Annotated in this window: 15 protein-coding genes and 1 riboswitch; of the genes, 4 read left to right on the forward strand and 11 right to left on the reverse strand. The window is 71.6% G+C overall.

Annotated elements, in window-relative coordinates:
* Window positions 1–8 precede the first annotated feature (8 nt).
* The 4 genes from FHX52_RS07020 to mraZ form a co-directional block, all read right to left on the reverse strand.
* Entirely contained in the window at window positions 9–2,225 is a 2,217-nt protein-coding gene (locus tag FHX52_RS07020) for a peptidoglycan D,D-transpeptidase FtsI family protein (protein WP_141821124.1), read from the reverse strand.
* A 4-nt stretch (window positions 2,226–2,229) separates the two neighbouring features.
* Window positions 2,230–2,943, reverse strand: a complete 714-nt coding sequence (gene ftsL / locus FHX52_RS07025; protein ID WP_141821126.1) for a cell division protein FtsL — start codon at window positions 2,941–2,943, stop codon at window positions 2,230–2,232.
* Window positions 2,940–4,013: a 16S rRNA (cytosine(1402)-N(4))-methyltransferase RsmH gene (rsmH, locus tag FHX52_RS07030; protein ID WP_185747105.1), complete on the reverse strand. Its 1,074-nt coding sequence runs from the start codon at window positions 4,011–4,013 to the stop codon at window positions 2,940–2,942. The genes ftsL and rsmH overlap by 4 nt, the downstream gene beginning before the upstream one ends.
* Window positions 4,014–4,318: 305 nt before the next feature.
* The gene (mraZ, locus tag FHX52_RS07035) at window positions 4,319–4,750 is read right to left on the reverse strand and encodes a division/cell wall cluster transcriptional repressor MraZ (RefSeq protein ID WP_141821127.1); all 432 of its coding nucleotides are present in this window, start codon (window positions 4,748–4,750) and stop codon (window positions 4,319–4,321) included.
* 493 nt (window positions 4,751–5,243) lie between these two features.
* Between mraZ and FHX52_RS07040 the strand changes: the two genes are divergently transcribed.
* The 3 genes from FHX52_RS07040 to FHX52_RS07050 are packed head-to-tail and all read left to right on the forward strand — an operon-like array spanning window position 5,244 to window position 9,809.
* On the forward strand, window positions 5,244–6,236 hold the full coding sequence (locus tag FHX52_RS07040) for an AAA family ATPase (RefSeq protein WP_141822083.1): 993 nt from the start codon (window positions 5,244–5,246) through the stop codon (window positions 6,234–6,236).
* Between the two features lie 13 nt (window positions 6,237–6,249).
* Complete coding sequence (locus FHX52_RS07045; protein WP_141821129.1) at window positions 6,250–7,494, forward strand: DUF58 domain-containing protein; 1,245 nt, start codon at window positions 6,250–6,252, stop codon at window positions 7,492–7,494.
* Window positions 7,491–9,809 carry a transglutaminase TgpA family protein gene (locus tag FHX52_RS07050; protein WP_141821131.1) on the forward strand — a complete coding sequence of 773 codons (2,319 nt, stop codon included), beginning with the start codon at window positions 7,491–7,493 and terminating at the stop codon, window positions 9,807–9,809. Before FHX52_RS07045 ends, FHX52_RS07050 begins: the two co-directional genes overlap by 4 nt.
* Here the strand turns inward: FHX52_RS07050 and FHX52_RS07055 are convergent.
* Window positions 9,790–10,626, reverse strand: a complete 837-nt coding sequence (locus tag FHX52_RS07055) for a hypothetical protein (protein WP_141821133.1) — start codon at window positions 10,624–10,626, stop codon at window positions 9,790–9,792. The two genes, FHX52_RS07050 and FHX52_RS07055, sit on opposite strands and share 20 nt — an antisense overlap.
* Before the next feature lie 138 nt (window positions 10,627–10,764).
* On the opposite strand from FHX52_RS07055, the gene FHX52_RS07060 reads away from it, so the two are divergent.
* Window positions 10,765–11,556 carry a DUF5995 family protein gene (locus FHX52_RS07060; protein ID WP_141821135.1) on the forward strand — a complete coding sequence of 264 codons (792 nt, stop codon included), beginning with the start codon at window positions 10,765–10,767 and terminating at the stop codon, window positions 11,554–11,556.
* Between the two features lie 55 nt (window positions 11,557–11,611).
* Here FHX52_RS07060 and FHX52_RS07065 read toward each other — a convergent pair whose 3' ends face one another.
* The 6 genes from FHX52_RS07065 to metX form a co-directional block, all read right to left on the reverse strand.
* Window positions 11,612–12,619, reverse strand: a complete 1,008-nt coding sequence (locus tag FHX52_RS07065) for a type I asparaginase (protein WP_141821137.1) — start codon at window positions 12,617–12,619, stop codon at window positions 11,612–11,614.
* A 60-nt stretch (window positions 12,620–12,679) separates the two neighbouring features.
* Window positions 12,680–13,099, reverse strand: a complete 420-nt coding sequence (locus tag FHX52_RS07070) for a cupin domain-containing protein (protein WP_141821139.1) — start codon at window positions 13,097–13,099, stop codon at window positions 12,680–12,682.
* 116 nt (window positions 13,100–13,215) lie between these two features.
* Complete coding sequence (locus FHX52_RS07075) at window positions 13,216–14,088, reverse strand: SGNH/GDSL hydrolase family protein (protein WP_141821141.1); 873 nt, start codon at window positions 14,086–14,088, stop codon at window positions 13,216–13,218.
* Window positions 14,089–14,183: 95 nt separating this feature from the next.
* Complete coding sequence (locus FHX52_RS07080; RefSeq protein WP_281288000.1) at window positions 14,184–15,851, reverse strand: RNA polymerase sigma factor; 1,668 nt, start codon at window positions 15,849–15,851, stop codon at window positions 14,184–14,186.
* A 345-nt stretch (window positions 15,852–16,196) separates the two neighbouring features.
* On the reverse strand, window positions 16,197–16,595 hold the full coding sequence (locus FHX52_RS07085) for a universal stress protein (protein ID WP_141821145.1): 399 nt from the start codon (window positions 16,593–16,595) through the stop codon (window positions 16,197–16,199).
* 131 nt (window positions 16,596–16,726) lie between these two features.
* Window positions 16,727–18,001: a homoserine O-acetyltransferase MetX gene (metX, locus tag FHX52_RS07090; protein ID WP_141821147.1), complete on the reverse strand. Its 1,275-nt coding sequence runs from the start codon at window positions 17,999–18,001 to the stop codon at window positions 16,727–16,729.
* Window positions 18,002–18,015: 14 nt separating this feature from the next.
* Window positions 18,016–18,130, reverse strand: a riboswitch (SAM riboswitch).
* Between the last annotated feature and the right edge of the window lie 9 nt (window positions 18,131–18,139).

The following is an 18,139-nucleotide window of genomic DNA, read 5'->3' on the forward strand; positions in this document are numbered from 1 at the left end:
ATCCCAACTTACAGGCCATCCCGCTTCGCCCGCGCATTGCTGATGACGTTCGGGTCGTTCTCGGACAGCGGCTTGGTGGCCCACACGTGGTAGTCGAGGGGGGACTTCTGGCTGGGCGGGGCTCCCGTGCGCTCGATCAGGTAGGTCATGACCTGGTTGAAGACGGGCCCGGCCAGCATGCCACCGAACATGCCCGCGCTGGGCTTCTGGATGAAGACGCCGACGACGTACTTCGGGTTGTCGGCGGGCGCGTAGCCGATGAAGGAGGCGGTGAAGCCGTTGTAGCGCTTCAGGACCTCGTCGTAGCGGTCGGCGGTGCCGGTCTTGCCGGCGACCCGGTAGCCCTTGATGCGGGCCGCGCTCGCGGTGCCGTTCTCGCCGGTGACCTCCTCCATCATCCGCGAGAGCTTGACGGCGGTGTCCTCGGAGACCACCCGGGTGGGGGTCGTCGGCTGCGCCGGAAGGAGGTTGCCGTTGTCGTCGACGGTGCCCTCGATGAGCGACGGCGGCACGCGCACGCCCTTGTTGGCGATGGTCGCGAAGACGCTCGTCGCCTGCACCGCGGTCACGGAGTAGCCCTGGCCGAAGAGCATCGTGTAGCGCTGGGCGGCGTTGAGGTCCTTCGTCGCGGCGAGCTGGCCGGCGGACTCTCCGGGGAAGTTGACCGGGGTCTTCTGGCCGATGCCGAACTTCCGGTAGTAGGCCTCCATGATGTCCGGGGCGATGCGTTCGCCGATGAGCATCGTGCCCATGTTGGACGACTTGGCGATTACCCCCGTGGCCGTCATGTTCTCGATGCCGTGGGGCTCGTTGTCCTTGAACCGGATTCCGGCTCGCGGCAGTCGCACGGGCACGATGACTCCGGTGTCGGGGGTGACGACCTTCTGCTCGAGGGCAGCGGCCATCGTCATGAGCTTGCCGGTCGACCCGGGCTCGAAGGCCTCCCAGAAGGCGCGGTTCGCGAGGTTGCTCTTGGACGCGGCAGGGTCGTTGGAGTCGTAGGTCGGGTAGCTCGCGGCGGCCCGGATCTTGCCGGTCGCCGCCTCGATGACGACGGCCGTGCCGGACTGGGCGCCGACGGCGGTGACCTGCTTGGCGAGGGCGTTCTGGGCATACCACTGCAGGTCGGCGTCGATCGTCAGCTTGACGTCGCGCCCGTTGACGACCGGGGTGTCGACCCGCTGCGAGTTCGGGATGATGTAGCCGTCGCGGGCGCGCTCGGCCACGGTGCGACCGGGCGTGCCGGCGAGGGTCTTGTCGAGCATCCGCTCCACACCACCGGAGAACGACGGGTCGGACTCGTTGACGAAGCCGACGATCTCACCTGCTGCCATGCCGGTCGGGTAGATGCGCTCGGCCGTCTTCTCGCCGCTGATGCCGGGGATGCCGAGGGCGCGCACCTCGCGGTAGACGGCCGGGTTCACCTGCTTCTTGACGATCGCGTAGAGCGTGTTGGGACGGGTGAGGATCGCCGTCAGGTCGGGCGCGCTCATGTCGAGCAGGGGGGCGAGCGCCGCGACGGCCCCCGCGACGCCGACCTTCGTCAGGGTGCCGTCGACCTCGGTCTTGTACTCCGGGACCGCCTTGGGGTTGGCGGCGACGGTGTAGCGCTCGACAGAGGCGGCGAGCACCTGGCCGTTCGTGTCGAGGATCTGCCCGCGCATGGCGGGGGTGAGGGTCTTGACGAGGCGCTTGTTGAGGGCCGCCTCTTGGGTGGCCGACGCGTCGAAGGCCTGGATGCGTAGGAGCTGTCCGGCGAAGACGGTGAAGACGACGAGGATCGCCGCGAACATCACCCGGGCCCGGCGACGCGGGTTCGCCGTCGAGATGCGCAGCGTGCGACGCGGACGCCGCGGGGGGCGGGGCGTCGACGAGCGCTTGTGGGCCGGCCCACGACCCCGCCCCGCCGGTGACGCGGCCGCGCCGGACCGCTGCGAAGCGCGGGCCGGGCCCCGCGGAGCCGAGCGGGTGGTCTGGGGGCTGGACGAGGGGCTGGACGAGCGCGCCGTCGTCGAGCGTGCGCCACCGCGAGCGGGCGCGCCGCGCACTCCGGACGCCTTGGCGTCACCGCCGGCGCCGGAGCTGCCGGTCGGCTTGGCACGGCCCCCCGGGGCCGCCGCCCGCGACGGCCGGGCGGTCGTGCCCGACCGGCCCGAGGAGCCGCGTCCGCCCGAGGAGCCGCGTGCGCCCGAGCGGCCGGGCTCGGAGCCTCGAGTCGGCGTCACGCTCTCACCTCGCAGTCGTCGGCGCCGGCTTGGTGGGCTGGGCAGGTTGGGCTGAAGGGCCGGCGCTCGTTCCCAGTGTGGGCGTCGCACCCGGTGTGGCTGCGGCACCGGGGGCGCTCGGCGTGGCGCCGGGTGTGGCGGCGCCAGTCGGCGTGGCCGCGGCAGCGGCCTTGGCGGCTGCCGCAGCCTTGGCGGCCTCGGCTGCCTTCTGCGCCGAGGTCTGGGCCTTGGCCGCGACCGAGGTCGCCGACGACAGCACGCCCTTGACCTCCTTGGTCACCGCGAGCGGAGTGGGGCTCGTGACGATCGGCACGGCGAGGTCCTTCGAGGCCGCCTTCGCCTCACCGCTGACGGTGCCGGCCGCGAGGTCGATGTAGGCGCGCTCGCTCATGCGCACCATGCCGAGCTGGGTGGCGCGCCGCGCGAGCGACCCGCCCGCGGAGGCCGCGTCGATCTCCTCCTGGAGGTTGCTCGCGGTGTCGGTGAGGCGGGCCGAGTCGCGCTGGAGCTGCCCCAGCGCGAGCGAGCCCTGGGCCAGAGCGGTGTTGAGCAGCAGCAGCGCGATGAGGCCGGCCGTGAGCAGCACGATGCAGAGCGCGGCGAACGCGCCGCTGCCCGTGCTGCCGATCCGAGCCGGCAGCACCCGAAGGGACGAGACCGGCGCCGGCCCTCGACGCGGGGCCCGCAGTGGGCGCGCGGTGGCGGTCATCTGGCTCATCGGGTGGATCCCTTCCGGCTCTTCGTGCTCTTCGTCGTGCTCGTGGTGGTACTCGTGGGCGCGGTCGCCCGGACTCGTTCGGCGACCCGCAGGTGGGCCGACGCGGCGCGCGGGTTGAGGGCGACCTCCGCGTCGGGGGGCTCCTCGCCCCCTCGGGTCACGAGCGAGAGGTATGCCGCGTGGTCGGGGAGCTCGACCGGCAGCCCGGGCGGGGTGCTCGAGGTCGCGCCCGCGGCGAACGCCTGCTTGGTCGTGCGGTCCTCGAGGGAGTGGTAGGACAGCACGGAGATGCGCCCGCCGACGGCGAGCACGTCGATCGCTCCGGTGATCGCCCGACGCCACACCTCGAGCTCGTCGTTGACCTCGATGCGCAGCGCCTGGAAGGTGCGCTTGGCCGGGTGGCCGCCCTGGCGCTGCGACGCCATGGGGATGGCACGCCGCAGCAGCTCGACGAGCCGCCCGGAGGTCGTGAAAGGCTCGGCCTGTCGCTCGCGCACGATGGCCGAGGCGATCTTGCGGGCGAAGCGCTCCTCGCCGTAGTCACGCAGCACGCGCGCGAGGTCTGCCGCGTCGTAGGTGTTGAGGACGTCGGCCGCGGTGATGCCCGTCGACTGGTCCATCCGCATGTCGAGCGGTGCGTCGACCCGGTAGGCGAAGCCTCGGTCGGTCTCGTCGAGCTGCAGCGAGCTGACGCCGAGGTCGAAGAGGATGCCGTCGACCGCCGTCAGGCCCAGGCCCGCGACGACGTCCGCGATCTCGTCGTAGACCGCGTGGACGGGCCGGAAGCGGTCGCCGAAGCGGGCGAGCCGCTCGCCGGAGAGGGCGAGCGCCTCGCGGTCGCGGTCGATGCCGATGACAGTCGTGCCCGGGAAGCGGTCGAGCACGCCCTCGGCGTGCCCGCCCATGCCCAGCGTCGCGTCGACGTGCACGCTGCCCTCCCGGTCGAGGGCGGGCGCCAGCAGGTCGAGGATGCGGTCGCGCATGACGGGCACGTGCCGGTCTCGCGCGGGGCCACGGTCGGCCGACGCCGTGCGGTCAGCCGGGTCGGGCGTATCCCCTCGGTCTGTCATGGCGCGTCCTTCACGATCGGCAGGTGTGGCGGGTGGTGCAGATGGTGGCGGTGGAGCTGGTGTGACTGGTGTGACTCGATTTGGGTGAGGGAGGTGCGCTGCCGGTGTGAAGGTGGAGGAGTGGCGGTCGCGCTCTCGTGGCGGTCGGACCTGCGGGCGGGTCCCCATCCGCTGCGGCGCCCGGGACGGGGGAAGTCGTCTCGGGTGCGAAGCGGCTGGAGGCCGGCTCTCAGGTCTGGCTGTTCTCGGTGGCCGTACGGTCGGGCGGTCAGGCGGGCGGTCGTGCGGTCGCTGGGCAGTTCGGGTCAGAAGAGTCCGGGGATGACCTCCTCAGCCGTCTCGGCGAAGCTCTGCTCGGTCTGCTCGAGGTAGGCGTCCCAGACCGCGCTGTCCCAGACCTCGAGGCGCGAGCCGGCACCGATGACGGTGACGTCACGGTCGAGCCCGGCGTACTGCCGGAGGTTGGCTGGGATGGTGAAGCGGCCCTGCTTGTCGGGGATCTCGTCGGAGGCACCGGAGAGGAAGACGCGCATGTAGTCGCGGGCGGCCTTGCTCGTCGTCGGCGCCTGGCGCATCTGGTCGGCGACCTTGACGAACTCGTCCATCGGGTAGATGAACAGGCTGCGCTCCTGGCCGCGCGTGACGACGAGGCCGGAGGCCATGCGCTCGCGGAACTTCGCGGGCAGGAACAGCCGGCCCTTCTCGTCGAGACGAGGTGTGTGCGTCCCCAGGAACACGGTTCGCCACCTCCCCTAGCTCGACCCCTTGGCGAAAACCACTCACTTCCTTGGCTCCCCACAGTACTCCACTTTGCTCCACCGTCAACGATCTATTACCCATGTCGGCCACTTCTCTCACGCGTTTGCGCAGGTCATCGGCGGTGGTGCGAAGTGGAGCGCCTCGACAGGCGTCACGACGGGACGACGCCACGCCCGAGCCCGCCGTCCCTCCGAACCGCGGCGGACGGCATACCGCAACGGGACGAAACGGGGCACCAGCGCACGAATCTGCACGGATCCCGGCCGCGGGCGAACTCATTGCCGCCCGCGGACGTTCACCGTGGAGGAAAGTGGAGTGAGCGGCTTCCGGGCCAGCGGCCGACACCGCTGGGGCTGTACGGGATCTTCCGAAGCACGGGTGCATGGGAGAAGATCACGGGAGGACGCGCGCCCGTCATGAGCGGGCGCGCGCTGACATGGGGCAACCGAACCATCGGAGGACAGCGTGACCATGACCGAGACCGGCCTCGACCCGAGCGGGTCGCCGCAGGCAGCCGACCTCGACCTCGTCCACGGGGTGGCCGACCGGCTGGCCGGCGCGATGACGAGCGTCATCGAGGGCAAGTCCGACGTCGTGCGCACGACCGTGACCGTCCTGTTCGCCGGGGGCCACCTGCTCATCGAGGACGTTCCCGGGGTCGGCAAGACGATGCTCGCCAAGGCCCTCGCCCGCTCCATCGACGCGACGGTCCGGCGCATCCAGTTCACGCCCGACCTGCTGCCGAGCGACGTCACGGGCGTCAGCATCTTCAACCAGGACGCCCGGCGCTTCGAGTTCCGCCCGGGCGCGATCTTCGCCAACGTCGTCGTCGGTGACGAGATCAACCGCGCCTCCCCCAAGACGCAGTCGGCGCTGCTCGAGTCGATGGAGGAGCACCAGGTCACCGTCGACGGCACGACCTACCCGCTCCAGGCGCCGTTCATCGTCATGGCGACGCAGAACCCCATCGAGATGGAGGGCACCTATCCCCTCCCGGAGGCCCAGCGCGACCGCTTCATGGCGCGGATCTCGATGGGCTACCCCAGCCCCCGCGCCGAGCTCGACCTGCTCGAGAGCCACGGCGCCCGCGACCCGCTCGACGACCTCGTGCCGGTGACGGACGCCAAGACGATCAACCTCGTCGTGCAGCACGTGTCGCGCGTGCACGCGAGCCCCGCCGTGCGCCAGTACATCGTCGACCTCGTCACCCGCTCACGCTCGACCACGGCCCTGCGGCTCGGCGCGTCACCCCGCTCGGCCCTGCACCTGCTGCGCGCCGCGCGGGCCCACGCCGCGCTCGAGGGGCGCGACCACGTCATCCCGGACGACGTTCAGGTGCTCGCGACGGCCGTGCTGGCCCACCGGCTCATGCCGTCGAGCGAGACCCAGCTCGCCCGCCGCACCACCGCCGAGGTCGTCGCCGACCTGCTGCGCCAGGTGCCGGTGCCGGCGACCTCCCGCTGAGGCGGGCGCCGGTATGCGCGCCCTCCGCGCCGTCCTCACCACCCGCGGCCTCGCCTTCTTCCTCTCCGGCATCCTGCTGCTGCTCGCGGGCATCATCCTCGGCTTCCCCGACCTCACCCGGGTCAGCGTGCTGCTCATCGGCCTGCCGGTCATCTCGGCGACCCTCGTGCGCACCCGCAAGACCCGGATGCGCATCGAGCGGCACACCCGGCCCGAGCGCATCAGCGTGGGTCAGGACGCCGCGGTGACCCTCTCCTTCGAGAACGTCTCGACGTCGACGACGCCGATCTTCCTCGCCGAGGAGCGGCTCGACTACGTGCTCGGCGACCGGCCGCGCTTCGTCGTCGGCCGCATCCCGCCCGGCCGGGTGCGGGCCATCGACTACCAGGTGCGCTCGCACCTGCGCGGGCGCCACCGGCTCGGCCCGCTCGGTGTGCAGGTGCAGGACCCCTTCGGGCTCGCCAACCGCAACGCGGTGCTCGAGGGCACGACCGATCTCGTCGTCCTGCCCGCGGTGCACCCGCTCTCCTCGAGCCGCCACCCGAGCGCGGGGGTCGGCTCCGAGGGAGAGCAGGCGCACCTCATCGCGCTGCACGGCGAGGACGACGTCACCATCCGCGAGTACCGCGACGGCGACGACCTGCGCCACATCCACTGGCCGGCCACCGCCCGCACCGGCGACCTCATGGTCCGCCAGGAGGACCGGCCGGCCCAGCGCCGGGCTCTCGTCGTGCTCGACCCGCGGCCCACGGCCCACGGTGGCAGTGGCGCGTCGTCCTCCTTCGAGTGGGCCGTCACCGCCGCCGCGTCGGTCGCCGTCCACCTGCTCGAGTCGGGGTATGCCGTCCACGTCGTCTGCGCCGAGACCGTCGAGAGCTCCCGCGCCGCCGACACGATGACCGTCGACGAGATCCTCGACGTCCTCGCCGTCACGCGGCTGCGCGACGACAGCGGTGAGGACGAGATCCTGCGCGCGGCCCAGGCGCTCGCCTCCTCGGGCGGCCTCGTCGTGGCGCTCGTCGGGCCGCGCGACCAGGACGTCACGCTGCGCCTCGCGAGCCTGCGCCAGCCCGGCACGACCGGCATCGCCTTCGTCCTCGACTCCCACAGCTTCGGCGACTCGGCCGCCGACCCGGTCGACTCCCACGTCGACGCCTTGCGGCTCGCCGGGTGGCGGGCCGTCGCGGTGCGACGCGACGACGACGTCGCTCACGCATGGGCCGTCCTCACCGCCGCAGCGGTCGGAGGCAGCCGATGACCCGCAGACGCTGGAGGATCACCATCCTCGCGGCCTTCGCGACCCTGGCCGCCATCTACCCGATCACGAGCCTCTTCCGGGACTCCGCCTGGCTCCCCCAAGCCGTCGTCGTGATCGCCCTCTCGGCCGGCATCGGGCTCGTGGCCCGCGGGCTGACCCGCTCCAAGGCGCTCATCGTCGTCTCCCAGGTGCTCATCGTCGGCTACGTCCTGCTCTTCCGCTATGCGGGTGACACCTTCGCGTGGTTCCTGCCGACTCCGGCCAGCCTCGAGGTCGCGAACTCCCTCGGCCTCCAGGCCCTCGACACGGTCCAGCGCTACACCGCGCCGGCTCCGCTCAACGACGGCGTCACCTTCTGCCTGCTCGTCGCGGTCGGGCTCATCGCGATCTGCGTCGACGCCATGGCGGCCACCTGGCGCAGCCCCGCGGCTGCGGGCCTGCCGCTCCTCACGGCATACCTCATCACGGCGGCCAACGGCCAGGCGGCGCTGGCCCTGCGCTTCTTCGTCGTGCCCGCCGCGCTGTGGCTGCTCATGCTGCACACGACGGCACGGGCCGCCTTCTCCCGGTGGAGCACCGCGAACCCCGCCGAGGAGAGCGAGATCGACGAGGCCGCCCACGACCGGGAGGCGCTGCGCTCCTTCTCCGCGGGCGCCCTCAAGCTCGGCGCCCTCGGCGTCGTGCTCGCCCTCGCGCTGCCCGTCATCGTGCCCCACTTCCCCCCGCGCTACCTCACCGAGGGGCTCGGACGCTCCGAGGGCGGCGGCGGAGAGGGGTCGGTGGGGTTCAACGACACCCTCGACCTCAGCCGCAGCCTCAACAACAGCGACCAGACGCCCGTCTTCACCTACACGACGACCGCCTTCACGAAGGCCCCGCTGCGCGTGATGGCCACGTCCTACTACTCCCGCGGGCAGTGGCTGCAGCTCGGTGGCGGCAACGGGTCGGGCCAGCCGCAGCCACTCCCTCCGGCCGCGCAGCGCCGCGACTACGCCATCGCCGTCACCGACAACACCCTCGCCGCACCGCGGGTCGCGGTGCCCTACCCCGTCGTCGCCGTCGAGATGCAGGGCACGCCGTGGTCGATCGACCCCGTGACCCGTGACGTGCGCGTCGGACGGGCCGTCAGCTCCTACCGCGTGACGTATGCCGATCTCTCCCCCTCGCCGCCGCAGCTGCGCGAGTCCGGGGCGCCGGACTCCCCCGACGTCACCGAGGACGACCTCGCCGTGCCCGACACCGTGCGCTCGCTCGTGCAGCGCTGGTCCGACGAGGTGACGGCGGGCAAGGACAACCCGCTCGACCGCGCCATCGCGATCCAGGACCACCTGCGCAGCCCGGCATACACCTACAGCCTCGACCTCGGTGAGCCGCTGAGAGACGAGACCGGGCGCATCATGGAGCCGATCCGCAACTTCTACGAGACCCGCCGCGGCTACTGCGTCCAGTTCGCCACGGCGATGATCATGATGGCGCGCGCCCAAGGCATCCCGGCCCGCATGGCGATCGGCTTCCTGCCGGGCGAGGCCGTGGGCACGGACAAGTACATCGTCAAGGCCTCCGACGCCCACGCGTGGCCCGAGCTCTTCTTCCAGGGCTACGGCTGGCTGCGCTTCGAGCCGACCCCGGGCGCGCGCTCCGGCTCCCCGCCGCCGTATGCCGTGCTCGGCAGCAACGCCGGCGCCACGGGCGGCGGCCGCTCGGTCACCGAGAGCGGGTCGACCGCGTCGGCGACGACGAGCGCCGTCCCGACGCGGACCGCGGCCGCCACCGCCGCGGCCGAGCCGACCGGAGTGCTCGAGCGCGTCAGCTCGGCCTTCACCCTGCGCAACGTCGTCATCCTGCTCACGCTGCTCGTCATCGTCCTCGCCGTCCTCGTCATGCCGATCACGGCCTGGCTGCTGCGGGTGCGCCGCCGACGGGCCGCGGTGACGCAGCAGGACCTCATCGAGGCCGAGTGGGACGACCTCACGGCCCACCTCGGCGACCTGGGCCTCGAGGCGCCTGCCGGGGCGACCCTGCGTCAGCTGCGCGAGCGCTACGTGACCCAGGGCCACCTCGACACCGAGAGCGCGTCAGCCATGAGTCGCGTGACCGCCACGCTCGAGAAGGCACGCTACGACCGCCCGGAGCGCACGACACCCCAGGAGGCGATCCGGCTCCACGACGACATCCGGTCGATCCGGCGACAGGTCGGTGGCACACGGGCCTGGAAGACGCGGGTGCGCTCCTTCCTCTGGCCGCAGCGGGGGGTCTCCTACTGGCGCACCTTGCCCGACCGCATCTCGGAGGCCGTCAGCCGCCGCCGGTCGTGACGGGCGCGCCGACCGGCCGGCGCATCGACCACCAGAGGTAGAGCGAACCGAGGAGGGCACCGACGAAGCCGACGACGAGCAACCAGGTCAGCAGCCGGTCCGTGTGCAGGTCGCCCCGGGCGCGAAGGCCTCCGACGAGCATCAGCGTGAGCATGACCGTCGCGATCTCGACGAGCAGTCGCAGCCGCTCCCACCGCGGGTCGCCGATGACGACGAGGCCGGCACTGCCGAGGCAGAAGATCGCCCCGACGACGCGGCACGTCAGCGGGGTGAGCTGCCACGGCCAGAGCGGGATCATGAGCGACGGGGAGGCGAAGAGCACGAGGCCCTGCACGAGCGCCAGTCCACCGCCTGTGGCGATGACCACTCGGGCGACCGGCCCGATCCGGCGCTCGTCCGGCCGGGGTGGGGCGGCGACGCGGGAGTTTGCCAGCCAGGCGCCGAGCACGAGCACCGGCGCGACGAAGTAGAGGGTGGCCCAGAGCCAGAAGGCGACGTGGCCGTGGTTGAAACGGTCCCAGTGCAGCACGGTCGCGATGCCGAGGAGGGTGGCGAAGAGGCATACGGCAAGGAAGCCGGCACCGACCGCGGCCCAGCGCCGTTCACGGGCCACCCGCACGAAGAACCAGGCCCCACCGAGATAGGCCGAGGCGAGCACCATCGGGGTCAGCTGCGGTGAGATGGTCCACGCGAAGAGGCGACCGGTGTCCGCGGGGAAGCCGTAGAGGATGACGAAGGCGGCGACGAGGATCGGGACGAGGACCACGGCGAGCACGCGGGTGGCGGGCAGCACGCGGTCGTCACGCACCGGCGTCATCTGCGCCTCGCCTCCTGCGCCCGATGGCGCCCGACGGCCCCGACGCGCCGCACCCGAGGTCCCGTCGGATTCGACCGACACGAGGCGGTGCTCCCACCACACTAGAAGCGGCGGGGCGCGGGCGTGAGGAGAACGACCATGACCGAGAGCGGGCCGGCCCCGGAGGCGGGGACGCATCAGGACAAGCGCAGCATTGCCGACGTCGTCGACCGGATGACCGCACTGCTCGACGCGATGCCGGAGTCACTCGAGTCGCGACGCTCCTTCCTGGCCACCTACCTGCGCACCACGCGCGCGGTGGACGCCGCCATCAGGGGCGGCGAGTTCGAGGACCCGGAGTGGGTCGAGGCGTGGGACGTCGTCTTCGCCGACCTCTACCTCGACGCGCTCGAGAGCGACCTGTCGAGCGACCCGGGCCGCAGCGCGCCGCGCCCGTGGCGGCTCGCCTTCGGCGCCCCGGAGGACCTGGCTCCCCTGCGCCACGTGCTGCTCGGCATCAACGCGCACATCAACTACGACCTGCCACAGGCCCTCCTCGGCGTGATCAGCGACGCGGAGTTCGCCGACCCCGTCGTGCTGGCCAGCCGGGCCCGTGACCACGAGCGGATCGACGGGGTGCTCTCGGGCCGGGTGGCGGCGGAGGACGCGGAGCTCGCGTCACAGAAGGCGAAGAGCCTGCTCGACCGCGTCCTCACCCCGCTCAACCGGCGCGCCTCGACGCGCTTCCTGCGCGAGGCGAGGCGCAAGGTCTGGCACAACACCCTGGAGCTCCAACGCGCCCGGCTGCGCAGCCCCGAGGCGTATGCCGTCCGGCTGGGCGAGCTCGAGGTGCTGAGCGCCGCACGCATCGCCGACCTGCTCGCGCCCGGGCAGGTGCTGCTGCGCCTCGCGGTCGCGGGCTTCGGGGTCCAGCTGCCCCCGGAGGCGTGAGCGACGACGTTGCGTGAGGACGCCCGGAGGGCCGGCGTGTCAGCGCGTGTGCGCGTCAGCGCGTCAGCTCGCCGGCGATGTTGTGCTGCATCAGCTCGCGGACCCTCGCCGCGTCGAGGCCCTGGCCGAGGAGGACGGCGAGCTTGCTGAGGGCGGCCTCGGACGTGAGGTCGTAGCCGGGCACGGCGCCCGCGCGCAGCAGGGCCGAGCCGGTCGCATACGCCCCGGGCTGCACGGACCCGCGCACGCACTGCGTGACGACGACGATGACGATGCCGGCCGCCGTCGCGGCCTCGACGGCTGCGAGGAAGTCGCGGTCGTTGGCGGGCCCGTTGCCGGCGCCGTAGGCCTCGAGCACGAGCCCCTGGAGGGGTGGCTGGCAGAGGTTGGCGAGGATCGAGGCGGAGAAGCCGGGGAAGAGCCGCATCGCCGCGACCTTGCCCAGCGGCCCCGCGACGAGTCCTGGCTCCCCCTGCCCGGCGTGGGCGATCGAGGGGTTGGCGACGATGTCGATGCCGATGTCGGCGAGGGGCGCGAGACGCGGCGAGTCGAAGGCATCGAGCCCCGAGGCATCGATCTTGGTCGCGCGGTTGCCGCGCAGCACCACCTCGCCGAAGAGGAGCGACACCTCACGGATGTCGCCGCGGGCGGCGACCTGGAGGGCGCCGATGAAGTTCTGCCGACCGTCGCTGCGGGTGCGCGAGATGGGGATCTGCGAGCCGGTGACGACGACGGGCTTGCCGAACGAGGGCAGCAGGAAGGAGAGCGCCGACGAGGTGTAGGCCATCGTGTCGGTGCCGTGCAGGACGACGAACCCGGTGTGGTCGTCACGCCGCTCGTGCAGCACGCGTGCGATCGCGCACCAGTCCTCGGGGGTGGCGTTGGCGGAGTCGATCGGCGGGTCGAGCTCGAGGAACTCGATGGGTGGCAGCTCACCGTTCGAGTTCTCGACGATCCAGTCGAGGTAGGGCGCGAGCGCCCCGGCGACCGGAGCTGAGCCGTGGGCCGTGTCGACCATGCCGATGGTCCCGCCGGTGTGCAGCACGAACACGGTGTCACTCACGTCCAGACTCCTCCGTCGCCGGCTCGCGGTGGCACCCGGGCGCGCCGCCTCACGCGAAGACTACGCAGGCGTCGTGAGCCCTGGTAGCTCGATCCCCTGTTCCTGGGCGAACCTGACGATGTTGGGCATCATGACGGCGGTCTGCTCCTTCGCCTCCGCGGTCGGGGTGAAGGCCACGAACTCACCACCGGCCGACATCACCGGCACGTGACCCGGCTCGATGACGAAGGCATCTCCGGCCTCGAACGTTTCCGTGACGCCGTCGTGGCGACGGATGGAGAACGTACCCGTGACGACGTAGCCGAGGTGGTGTGCCTGGCACTCGTCGTCCGGTGCCCCCTTGAAGAAGGGCGCGAGGTCCATGTCGACGAAGTCGCGCTCGATGCTCACGGTCCAGTCACCGAGCTCCTGCTCGTAGGACTCCGTGAAGCCCGGGAATTCTTGGCGGGACGACGCGCTTGCTTTGGACAGCTTGGGCATCGCCTTCTCCTTTCACGCGTTCCGAGGCGCCGAGCCCGACGTGGGCCGGCCGTCCCTCACCGCCATGCTGGGTGGCCGAATCGCAGCCCACCAGAGGCCAAGGTCCCTGCGTCGTCTCAGCTCTTGCCCGTCGGGTCGAGGTGGAGCGCGCTGCGGATCACGGCGACCGTCGCCGACGCGATCTGCTGGTGCCCGGTCGCGTTGGGATGGTCACCGTCAGGCGCCAGGTAGTGGGTCTCGTCGTAGCTGTAGTCGGGGCCCTTGAACGCGGCGCGCAGGTCGACGTAGGCCGACCCGGTCCGGTCAGCCGTGGAGGCGATGACGGTGTTGACCTGGTCGGTGACCTCGGCGGCCGAGGCGACGTACGCGTCACCCTGCGCGGCGGCGTACTGGCCGCCCAGCCAGACACTCCAGTAGTCGAGGAGCACGATGAGCACCTGGCGGCCGGCCGTCAGCTGACGGACCAGCGACACGATGGTCCCGAGGTTCTTCTCGACCTCCGGCACGGTGGGCGCGTAGCAGGAGACCGCGTCGCCGCAGGAGTCCGAGTAGCCCACGTCGTTGGCGCCGATCTCGATCTCGACGATGTCGGCGGAGCGCACCTTGTCGCTGACCGTCGCGTCGGTCTGGAGCTGCGCGAGGACGTCGGTCGTCGTGTAGCCGCTGACGGCGTCATTCGTGACGGTGACCTTCCGGTCCGGGGGTGCAGCGAGGTCCTGGCCGGTCAGCTCCGGGTAGGGCGTGCACCCGCAGGCGTTGCCGGCCGGCACGGAGTCGCCCAGCGCCACGATCGACCACGGGCGCGCCGGTGTCGCAGAGCCGGATGCTGCCGGGCCGGTTTCGCTCGTGTGGCTCGTCGCCGACGTGGCGGCGGATGGGCTCCCGGTCGCCCCGGGCTCGGGTTCAGCGCTCGTGGGTGAGCAGCCCGCTGAGACGGCGGCCACCAGCAGCACCGTGACCACCTGGCGAGACCACCGACGTCGGCCCACCTGGGCAGTCTAAGCGCGACGGACCACCGCGTTCCGGACAACCGACGGGCCGCCTCGCTGATGCGAGGCGGCCCGTCGGTTGCTGACGAAGTGGGTCAGTCGAGGTAGTCGCGCAGCACCTGGCTGCGGCTCGGGTGACGCAGCTTGCTCATCGTCTTGGACTCGATCTGGCGGATCCGCTCGCGGGTCACGCCGTAGACCTTGCCGATCTCGTCGAGCGTCTTCGGCTGTCCGTCCGTCAGACCGAAGCGCATCGAGACGACTCCCGCCTCGCGCTCGGAGAGCGTGTCGAGGACGGAGTGCAGCTGCTCCTGCAGGAGCGTGAAGCTGACGGCGTCGGCCGGCACGACCGCCTCGGAGTCCTCGATGAGGTCGCCGAACTCGCTGTCGCCGTCCTCGCCGAGGGGGGTGTGCAGCGAGATCGGCTCACGGCCGTACTTCTGGACCTCGACGACCTTCTCGGGCGTCATGTCGAGCTCCTTGGCGAGCTCCTCCGGGGTGGGCTCGCGGCCCAGGTCCTGGAGCATCTGCCGCTGGACGCGGGCCAGCTTGTTGATGACCTCGACCATGTGGACCGGGATGCGGATGGTGCGCGCCTGGTCGGCCATGGCGCGGGTGATGGCCTGACGGATCCACCACGTCGCGTAGGTCGAGAACTTGTAGCCCTTGGTGTAGTCGAACTTCTCGACCGCACGGATGAGGCCGAGGTTGCCCTCCTGGATGAGGTCGAGGAAGAGCATGCCGCGACCGGTGTAGCGCTTGGCGAGCGAGACGACGAGTCGCAGGTTCGCCTCGAGGAGGTGGTTCTTGGCCTTCTTGCCGTCCTGGGCGATCCACCAGAGCTCGCGCTTGAGCTTCATGTCGATCTTGCCCTCGGCGTTGAGCTTCTCCTCGGCGAAGAGACCGGCCTCGATGCGCTTGGCGAGCTCCACCTCCTGCTCGGCGTTGAGGAGGGCGACCTTGCCGATCTGCTTGAGGTAGTCCTTGACGGGGTCGGCCGTGGCGCCGGCGGTGACCACCTGCTGCGCCGGGGCGTCGTCCTCGTCGTCGTCGCGGATGACGAAGCCCGACTCCTCGGTCTCCTCTGCCGCGGCTGCGGGCTTCGGCTTGGGCTCGCCGTCCTCGTCGGTGTCATCGGCGTCGGCGTCGTCCGCCACCTCGGCAGCGACCGCGACGACGTCGACCTCCTCGAGCTCGGTCTCGACGGCCTCGTCGGGCAGGGCGATGTCGTCGCCCTCAGCGGCCGCGTCGGCGTCGTCCACGCCGGCGACGGCCTTCTTGGCCGGGGCCTTCTTGGCCGTGGTCTTCCGGGCTGCCGTCTTGGCCGGGGCCGCGGCCGCTGCCTTGGCGACGCCTGCGGTCGTGGCGGCCTTCTTGGCGGCGGTCTTGCGTGCCGGCGCCTCGGCGGCTGCTCCTGCGGCGTCGGCCTCGGCGGCGGCAGCCGGCGCGGCGGCGCGCTTGGCCGGCGCCTTGCGCGCGGTCGAGGTGGTGGTCCTGGACGCGGTCTTCGTCGCCGCGGCCGTGGTGCTACGAGCGGTGGCCACAGTGCCTCCCTTGGTCCCTGAACGGGTCTTGTTGGTGCTCGTGTGCGGCGCGTCGACCACGATCTCGATGTCGTGGGCCTCGAGGGTCGTGAGCACCGGCTTCATCTGCTTGAGGTCGAGCGCGGCCTCGGCCTGGGCCCGGGCGATCTCGGTGCCGGTGATGCTCCCGTTCGAGCTCCCCTTCACGAGAAGCTGCATGATTGCCTCGTGCTGGAACACCTTCGGCAGGGTCTTGGGGGCTCCAGCGGTTGTTGCCTTCGGCACGGAAGCAGTCGCCTTTCGTCGCTGTGTGCGTCGTGCTGGGCGCACCAGATCCGGGCATGCACCAGCACAACGAACGAGAGTGGGGGTTCGTGCCGAACGTGCTTGGCCTGGTGGAGTCGGTCCCTGAGCGATCTCGCGGTGCGCCTCGTGCAATCCGGTACTCAGACATTATAAAACGCGAAAGGCGATGCCCGCGAACAGAACCCCCATTCGGGCGCGCCGGTGTGCTATCCGGCACCGGGTCGGACCCCGTTCCGGTGCGAGACGCACACCCGGCAGACTGCTCCTGCCGGAGGGCGCTCAGTCCGCCTTGACGGCCAGGACCGGGCAGCTGGCGTCGAGCAGGATGCGCTGCGCGTTCGAGCCGAGGATGAGCTTGCCGACCGGGCTCCGGCGCCGCAGTCCGATGACGATGAAGTCTGCGGACTCCTCGTCGGCGACGCTGATGAGGTCCTCGGCAGGGTCGTTGCCGCGCACGAGCTGGCGCACCTCGTGGTCGAGCCCCTTCTCCTCGAGCAGGTCACCGATCCGGGTGAGCTCCTTCTCGAACTGGATGGCCTCGTCGGGGTCGAAGTCCTTGCCCCCGCGGTGCGAGCTGATGACGATCAGGCGCGTCCCACGGAGCAGGCACTCCTCAGCAGCGCGCTTGAGGGCGGCGCGGCCTTCCTTCGTTGCGACGTAACCAACGACAATGGCCACTTTGTCCGGACCTCCTTGGTGCGGTGATACCCCTGCTCGCACGCTACCGGAAAAGCCGGCCCGAGGGCGCGACGAGCGAACTCTCGCAAGCGAGTCGCCGGGAACGCCGCTGCGGGAGCGAGGCGCAGCGCTCAGCGCGCCAGTGCGTCGCCGATGATCCGGCCGACCTGGTCCTCCTCGATGAGGAAGCCGTCGTGACCGTAGTCGGAGGTGATGTGGGCCCGGGTCGAGCGGGGCAGGGCGCCGTGCAGCTCGTCGGAGAGCCGGGGCGGGTAGAGGCGGTCCGTGTCGACCGATACGACCGTGCAGTCGGCCGTGACTCGGGACAGGGCCGTCTCGACCCCGCCACGGTCACGCCCGACGTCGTGGGAGTTCATGGCCTCGGTGAGCCGCACGTAGGAGTTGGCATCGAAGCGTCGCGCCAGCTTGCCGGCGTGGTGGTCGAGGTAGCTCTCGACCGCGAAGCGGCCCCGGTCACCGGCCCGCAGCGGGTCCTCACCGAGCTGGGCCTCGCGACCGAAGCGCTCGCTGAGCTCGGTCTCGGTGCGGTAGGTGATGTGGGCGATCCGGCGGGCGAGGCCGAGACCGTTCTCGGGTGAGCGACCGGTGTCGTAGTAGTCGCCGCCGGCGAAGTCGGGGTCGTGGCGGATCGCGAGCAGCTGCGGCTGGCACCAGGCGATCTGGTCGGCCGTGGCGTAGGCCGTCGAGGCGAGCACGAGGCACCGGTCGACGCGCTCGGGCTCGCCCACCGCCCACTCGAGCGCCCGCATGCCGCCCATGGACCCACCGACGACGGCCGCGAGGCGGTCGATGCCCAGGGCGTCGAGCAGGGCGGCCTCCGCAGCCACCTGGTCGCGCACCGTCACGTACGGGAAGCGGCTGCCCCACGGGCGGCCGTCGGGTGCGAGGCTCGACGGGCCGGTGCTGCCCTGGCAGCCGCCGAGCACGTTCGAGGCGATGACGAACCACTCGTCGGGGTCGACCGGGCGTCCGGAGCCGATGAGCGCGTTCCACCAGCCGGGTGAGGGGTGTCCGGGGCCCGCCTCGCCGGAGACGTGGCTGTCGCCGGTGAGTGCGTGCTCGACGAGGATGACGTTGTCGCCGCTGGCGTTGAGGGTGCCCCAGGTCTCGTAGGCGATGCGGACCTGCGACAGCCGGCCCCCGCGCTCGAGGTCGAGGCCGCCGATGTCGACGAAGCGACGCTGGCCGACGGGGTCACCTTCGTGCCAGGCGCCGCTCGACCTCGGAACGTCGGCCCCGCGCGACGCCGTGCCGGCCGTGACCGAGCGCAGCCGCGAGGTCGGCCCCTGCGCCGAGGTCGTCGGCACGGACGCCGGGTCCGGGGCGAGCAGGTCGTGGGTCGCGGCGCTCTCGGCTCGGGCCGCCGGTCGGTCGGTGACGGTCATGGAGGGTGCTCCTCGGCTCGCGCTTGCACCCACACGGTCTGAGGGATGCCAGGTCCTCACCCGGGGCACCCCACCGCGAAGGAGGGTTGCCGGCCAGCGAGCCGGGGCTTGTCGCTGGCACTCATGACCTAGGCACCA

It is taken from the genome of Humibacillus xanthopallidus (assembly GCF_006717145.1).
In the GTDB taxonomy this organism is placed as follows: domain Bacteria; phylum Actinomycetota; class Actinomycetes; order Actinomycetales; family Dermatophilaceae; genus Humibacillus; species Humibacillus xanthopallidus.

Coding starts and splice junctions, on each gene's coding strand:
- ftsL (WP_141821126.1), bottom strand. CDS start 2,943: ATGAGCCAGATGACCGCCACCGCGCGCCCACTGCGGGCCCCGCGTCGA.
- FHX52_RS07045 (WP_141821129.1), top strand. CDS start 6,250: ATGCGCGCCCTCCGCGCCGTCCTCACCACCCGCGGCCTCGCCTTCTTC.
- FHX52_RS07060 (WP_141821135.1), top strand. CDS start 10,765: ATGACCGAGAGCGGGCCGGCCCCGGAGGCGGGGACGCATCAGGACAAG.
- FHX52_RS07070 (WP_141821139.1), bottom strand. CDS start 13,099: ATGCCCAAGCTGTCCAAAGCAAGCGCGTCGTCCCGCCAAGAATTCCCG.
- FHX52_RS07055 (WP_141821133.1), bottom strand. CDS start 10,626: ATGACGCCGGTGCGTGACGACCGCGTGCTGCCCGCCACCCGCGTGCTC.
- FHX52_RS07050 (WP_141821131.1), top strand. CDS start 7,491: ATGACCCGCAGACGCTGGAGGATCACCATCCTCGCGGCCTTCGCGACC.
- rsmH (WP_185747105.1), bottom strand. CDS start 4,013: ATGACAGACCGAGGGGATACGCCCGACCCGGCTGACCGCACGGCGTCG.
- metX (WP_141821147.1), bottom strand. CDS start 18,001: ATGACCGTCACCGACCGACCGGCGGCCCGAGCCGAGAGCGCCGCGACC.
- FHX52_RS07040 (WP_141822083.1), top strand. CDS start 5,244: ATGACCGAGACCGGCCTCGACCCGAGCGGGTCGCCGCAGGCAGCCGAC.